At 67.3% G+C, this 1,504-nt stretch carries 2 protein-coding genes; one reads left to right on the top strand and one right to left on the bottom strand.

All coding sequences use genetic code 11. The annotated features are described in order from the left end of the window. The first annotated feature begins 441 nt into the window (after positions 1-441). On the top strand, positions 442-1,260 hold the full coding sequence (locus Q4I23_RS32615) for a coiled-coil domain-containing protein (RefSeq protein ID WP_454020701.1): 819 nt from the start codon (positions 442-444) through the stop codon (positions 1,258-1,260). Positions 1,261-1,277: 17 nt separating this feature from the next. Here the strand turns inward: Q4I23_RS32615 and Q4I23_RS32610 are convergent. Further along, positions 1,278-1,504 (bottom strand): hypothetical protein (locus Q4I23_RS32610; protein WP_498528991.1); only part of this gene is annotated, 227 nt, incomplete at its 5' end.

The raw sequence follows: 1,504 nt of genomic DNA, 5'->3' as shown, positions 1-1,504 counted from the left end.
TGGCGGTCGTAGCGGATCTTCCCCATGCCGAGCTGACGGCCGAGCGCGTCGGCGATCAGGGGGTTCGGTTCAACCAGAACAGCACGCATGGGGTTCTCCGCAGCATCGGATCGACCAGGGCGATTGTTTTGCTTTTTAGGAAAAGTCTTTTTCGCGCCTGCAAACATCATTCAAAAAACCAATCGAAATCCGTACTGTCAATCGTTGGTGTTAATACCTTGGCGAGAGGCAGGAGTCGGCGTTAAAGCGGTTTTAAAACCTGTTAACAGACCTGATTTTGGAAAATTTGCCGACGAAATTCGTGAAAATGCGAGATGAATTCTCGGCAGTCTATGTACCGGACCGTCTCCCGGCCCCGGCCTATGGAAAAAAGGTTCCTGTGCGCAGGGCGCGGGACGCGCTACTGTGGCGATGCAGGCCCGACTGTCAGGATAAGCCGCGATGACCGAGATGATGCCGCTCTCCAACGCCGAGGATACGACGCCTCCGCCCGCGGTGCCGGCCAAGCGGACCACCCGTCAGCGCGCGGCGAAGGCGCCGTCGGAGGAAACCACGCAACTCCTGCGCGTCTATGGGGATCAGGTCGCTACGTTGGGCGAACAGATCGCCAAGGCGGAGGCTGCGGCAGACAGCGAACGGGCGGAGCGGCTGCGGGTGATCGCCGAGCACGCCTCAGAACGCGAACGCTGGCGCGAGGCCATCGGGCAGGTGGAGCGGGCGCGTTCCGGGGAGGTCGGGACCCTCCAGGACGACCGCGAGGCCGAGCGCGACCGCATCAACCAGCTCGTCGAGACGCTGATCGCCGAGACCTCGGCGCGCGAGCAGGGCATGGCCCGCGCGCTTCAGGACGCGGAGGACCGCCTGTCCGCGGTGAACGCGGAGATCGCCGCCCTGCGCCTGTCCCACGCGGTGGCGCTGGACCGTCTCCAGGCCGACCGCGAGGCCGAGCGCAAACGCATCGGTGACCTCGTGGAACGGCTGATCGCCGACACGGAGGCGCGGGAACGCGGCTTCCGCCAGCGCATCGAGTCGGCGGAGCGCCGCAGCGAAGAGGCGCAGGCGGCGCTGGAGCAGGAACGACGGACCGGCGCGGAGCTGGAGAAGCGGCTGGAGCGGCTGACCGGCACGCTGGACGGCCTGCGCCGCGACCGCGAGGCCGAGGTCGCCGCTTACGAGGCGATGCGCGACCAGTGCCGTATTCTGGTGACCGAGTTGGCGCGGCGGCAGAGCCCCTGGTGGCGCCGCCTGTTCCGGCGTTGAGCGTCCGGCGCTGAGTGTTATTCGTCCTTTTTCTCGTCGCCGCCGCGGAAGGGCGCGGTCGCCACATGGGCCGTGGCCGACACCACGTCGCCCGCGACGCTGACCGCGGACCCGGCGACGCTGGCCGCCGTGTCCACGGTGGCGACCACCACGCCGCAACCGGTCAGAAGCAAGGCCGCCGGGAAGAGCAGGATGGCGGCGGACAAGCCGGAGCGGGGCAGGCCGGAGCGGGACAGGGTGGGGC

Source organism: Azospirillum sp. UFLA03-27, assembly GCF_059803775.1.
Note: the sequence above shows the minus strand (reverse complement) of the source record. Positions and strands in the feature narration are given on the sequence as shown.

Bases quoted from the DNA above. Each gene is read 5' to 3' on its own strand.
- Q4I23_RS32615 (WP_454020701.1), top strand. From the start codon at position 442: ATGACCGAGATGATGCCGCTCTCCAACGCCGAGGATACGACGCCTCCG.